Origin of the sequence: Photobacterium sp. OFAV2-7, from assembly GCF_022347985.1 — a bacterium.
Lineage (GTDB): Bacteria > Pseudomonadota > Gammaproteobacteria > Enterobacterales > Vibrionaceae > Photobacterium.
This window is the reverse complement of sequence record NZ_JAKRFQ010000463.1, coordinates 1-3991: the sequence shown is the minus strand read 5'-3', so window position 1 is coordinate 3991 and position 3991 is coordinate 1. Positions and strand designations below refer to the sequence as shown.

4 protein-coding genes are annotated in these 3991 nt (G+C 49.3%); 2 read left to right on the top strand and 2 right to left on the bottom strand.

Annotation, left to right across the window (positions count from 1 at the left end):
* The first annotated feature begins 273 nt into the window (after window positions 1-273).
* Both MHN01_RS18980 and MHN01_RS18975 read left to right on the top strand, forming a co-directional pair.
* Entirely contained in the window at window positions 274-678 is a 405-nt protein-coding gene (locus tag MHN01_RS18980) for a DUF3293 domain-containing protein (RefSeq protein ID WP_239412783.1), read from the top strand.
* A gap of 37 nt (window positions 679-715) precedes the next feature.
* A complete protein-coding gene (locus MHN01_RS18975) occupies window positions 716-1219 on the top strand; it encodes a putative 4-hydroxy-4-methyl-2-oxoglutarate aldolase (RefSeq protein WP_239412782.1) in 504 nt (167 codons plus the stop codon).
* Between the two features lie 86 nt (window positions 1220-1305).
* Here the strand turns inward: MHN01_RS18975 and MHN01_RS18970 are convergent, their stop codons facing one another.
* Window positions 1306-1767, bottom strand: coding sequence for a hypothetical protein (locus MHN01_RS18970; protein ID WP_239412781.1), 462 nt, complete (start codon window positions 1765-1767; stop codon window positions 1306-1308).
* A gap of 190 nt (window positions 1768-1957) precedes the next feature.
* Window positions 1958-3673: a bifunctional isocitrate dehydrogenase kinase/phosphatase gene (gene aceK, locus MHN01_RS18965; protein ID WP_239412780.1), complete on the bottom strand. Its 1716-nt coding sequence runs from the start codon at window positions 3671-3673 to the stop codon at window positions 1958-1960.
* Window positions 3674-3991: the final 318 nt, after the last annotated feature.

Here is a 3991-nt window from a genome sequence, read left to right as displayed (position 1 = left end):
TGACTGTTTGGTACGCCATCCTTTATTCAGCCAGATGTTATTTTACAATCTGCGCTGAAAAAGCCCGAAAACTAGGGGCATTGGCTACAATCTCCGTGGGATGGCGACGATTGTATGCACTTAACAGCTCGCTAACAATATTGCGGCTTTGTTTCGTGACTGCTTTTTGGCGCTTTCTTGATTTATATCAAACAGAATGAATGCTATTACGAGTCTTCAGTTTGTTTAACATTAGCTACAAAATACTACGTCGCACTGAAGGTAAAACTGAAAATGTGTGAAAACATCTCGTTATGGTGTAGCTACCAGGCTATTTTGTTCAAAGCCGAGCAACACCCTGTTTACCCTCGCTTTGCAATTCTAACAGCATTTAATCCCAGAAGCATTGTTCTTAATAACCCTGACAACCTAAAACGGAACGAATTACTGAAAATTGAGCTCCTAAGTATGACAAATGGGGTACAAAGGGTGACAACCAGTGCGCCGGACGGCAGCTGGCAGGAGATTGGCTTTGCTGCCGACATCACGGTGGCAGAGGCTCGGCAGTTGGCATGTCGCTGGCAGCAGAATGCATTTTACTGGGTTGAGCTGGGGGAGCTGCGCCTGGTGCCGGCCTTGATGACAGATGTGGCAATAACAAAACTGGGTGAAATCAAAGACTTTTTCTACACTGAGTAGAGGTGCGGTACTTGCTTTGAAGACAAAGGAGATTGTGATGCTAGATTTACTACCCGATTTGTGTGATCGCTTTGGACAGGATGTTCGCTGGCTACCTCTGACAATGCATGACTACGGCGGCAGAAAGGTTTTTTATGGTGAAGTAGTGACCCTGCGCTGCTTTGAGGATAACAGCCTGGTACGAGATATTGTCTCCGAAGACGGCACCGGCAAAGTTTTGTTTATCGATGGCCACGGCTCCTGCCGGCTGGCTCTGCTGGGCGATCAACTGGCCTTGTTAGCCCAGAAGAATCACTGGGAAGGCATCGTGGTTAATGGCGCGGCGCGTGATGTCGGCACCCTGGCTACCATGGATATCGGGGTGAAGGCTCTGGCGACCTGTCCGCTTAAAACGGAGAAAAGGCAAACCGGAGATCGCAATGTCACCCTGACTGTTGCCCATACCATGGTGTATCCAGGGGATATGCTGTATGCCGATCTGAACGGGATCTTACTGAGCCAGAAGCCGCTGGATCTCTCGTTTCTTGATGCGGAGGAGTAAATTCACCGTCGGTCACCGTTGAACGCATAGCTAACGAATATAGGCATCCGGTGTTTGTATTCGTTGAGCTAAATGGGCGGAGGGAGCTAGAAACGAAACCCGATGCCCAGTTGGTAGATTTGCTCCAGTGCCTCGTAGTCGACGGTCGCATGAAGGTTTACCCGTTCGGTGACCTCATACTGACTCGACACTTCTACTCCCATCACGGTGTCTTTCTGGACGGTTTCAGAGGTTAATGCACTTTGCAGGCTGATTTTCGGCGTAAAGCTGTATTTCACCCCGGAGAGTAGTCCGCGGGTGGCTGCCTGGGCCTGGTTGCCTGATTTAAGACGTGTACTGAGATAGAGCTCGGTGTTATCGCTCAGGGAATAGGCATAGCCGCTGTCGATCTGCCAGACATCGAACTGCTCGGCACTCTTAGACTGGGACGACATAAACCAGCCGGAAGAATCGCCATTCTGTCCGATCAGGCTAAATAGTCCTGTTTCTGCTGCTGTTGTTGGTAATGCCACTACCAGCAGGGTAACTGTGATCAGCAAGTTTTTCATTGCGCCACCATCCCTGTGTCTTGTTATTGTTTATGATTCTATTTTTATGCTGTGCTGTTCATAGTCAGCCTTATCAATACTAGGACAGAATTCTCAAGATTGGTATGCATTAATTGCTCTTATGAGATATTAGGCATAGCAATTTTGTTATCAGCTCTGTTATCCGCCCTTTTAGGATCCGTTCCTGGATCTATTTTCTCAGTCGCTGCTTGTTGCTGTAGGGGTAGACGTCCTCATATTGGCCGTTGGTTATATTTTGCTGCAGTTGCTGCCAGTAGCTGGCTTCAAACAGATCGCTGTGAAGTTCATTGAACAAGGCCCTGACGGTCGGGTTGATCAATAGAAATGTCCGAAATTCTTCCGGGAAGACATCGTTGACTCCCACGCTGTACCAGGGTTCGGCTGCCATCTCGTCTTCAGGGTAGCGGGGAGGCGGGATCTTGCGGAAGTTCATTTCGGTCATATAGCTAATTTCATCGTAATCATAGAACACCACCCGTTTGTGCCGGGTGACGCCAAAGTTTTTGAACAGCATGTCGCCGGGGAAAATATTGGCCGCGGCCAACTGCTTGATAGCCTTACCGTACTCGTCGACCGCATGGCGAAGATCCTGTTCATTGGCCTGCTCGATATAGATATTAAACGGGATCATGCGCCGTTCGGTATACAGGTGCTTGATTATGATCTGATCGTCTGTGACTTTGATGATCGATGGGGCCACCTCGAGCAGCTCTTCCAGCAGCTCATCGCTGAATCGGTGACGTTCGAAAGAAAAGTTGCGGTATTCCTGGGTATCTGCCATCCGGCCTACCCGGTCGTGCTCCTTGACCAGCTTGTATTTTTCCCTGACCGTGGCGTGGCAGATATCTTTTTGCGGGGCAAACTTGTCCTTGATGATCTTGAACACAAAGTCATAGGAGGGCAGGGTGAACACAGACATCACCATCCCCTTGATCCCCGGGGCCGAAATAAACTGATCGTCGGAGTGTTCTACGTGGTGGAGAAACTCTCGGTATAGCTCGGTTTTGCCATGCTTTTGACAGCCTATCGCCGTATAGAGCTCGGCTTTGGTCTTGTTGGGGATCAGCTCGGCCAGAAAACGGACCAGAGCGGCAGGGGCCGGGGCATAGACCATGAAGTAGGATCGGGCAAAACCGAAGATAATGCTGACGTTGTCGACATGGAACAGGCAGGCATCGATATACAGCTCCCTGCTGCTGTTATTGAGCACGGGCAATACCAGCGGTACCGTACTGTTATCGTTGAGGTAAATCCGGCCAATCAGGTAGGCTGCCTTGTTGCGGTAGAAGGGCTCCCGGATCATTTCTATGACCGGAGCGTTGCCTAGCGTGGTGCCCAGATCGTTTTGCAGCCGCTGGACAATAAGGTCGATATCTCGATTTTTGTCTTCCCAGCTCAAGGTAAACGGGGTGTCGTCCAGCATGCGTTCCAGAACACTTTTCAACCCGTTGCCGTTATTGTAGATGCGAGTGAGCGAAGTGGGATAGGTCGGGATCCGCCCTTCTTGTGAGCTGTGGACAAACAGCTTGTCCCGGTTGATGTTGCGGTGCTCGAAGATCCGGCAGTAGACGGAATTGAAAAAGCTCTCGGCAATGTCGTACCGGGGGTAGTCCAGCAGGAGATCTTCATAGGCCGACTTCACCGCCATGAGAAAGGTGCGGTTGGCATAACGCTCGCCGAGCATGATCTGGATCTGGCTGGTGACCAGCCCGACATGGTGATCGTAAAAACTGATCCGCTTTTTGAGTGCCTGATGGACGGCAGGCCAGTTTTGGCTTTCGAAACGTTCCTGGGCACCGGCGGTGACATCCAGGAATCGGCCGTACATGGCATCAAAGCCTTGCAAGATTGTGTGGGCTACTAGCTGTTCCATTACTGCTGCCATTCGGGATCCCTCCGAACTAAAGAGTAGACAGAGAATTTAAATTTTCTGTCTCAAATCTGGCTAATTATTATTCATCATAAACACTACTATGCAACGGTGCACGCTTAACTTCAATCTATCCCCTGTTTTTTATTCCTTTTAGCGATTGATAAAGTGGGTGTTTTGTCACCTATTTGCTAGCAGCTTATTCGAGAAAAGCAAAAAAGCTTGTTGACTCGGTCTGTGGAATCAGGTAAACGTTAAGTAATACAGAATATTGGCTAAACCTAAGGCTATTATGTTTTCAGCGATCAGCACTACCACCACCATTATTATTAC

Bases quoted from the DNA above. Each gene is read 5' to 3' on its own strand.
- MHN01_RS18980 (WP_239412783.1), top strand. From the start codon at position 274: ATGTGTGAAAACATCTCGTTATGGTGTAGCTACCAGGCTATTTTGTTC.
- MHN01_RS18975 (WP_239412782.1), top strand. From the start codon at position 716: ATGCTAGATTTACTACCCGATTTGTGTGATCGCTTTGGACAGGATGTT.
- MHN01_RS18970 (WP_239412781.1), bottom strand. From the start codon at position 1,767: ATGAAAAACTTGCTGATCACAGTTACCCTGCTGGTAGTGGCATTACCA.
- aceK (WP_239412780.1), bottom strand. From the start codon at position 3,673: ATGGCAGCAGTAATGGAACAGCTAGTAGCCCACACAATCTTGCAAGGC.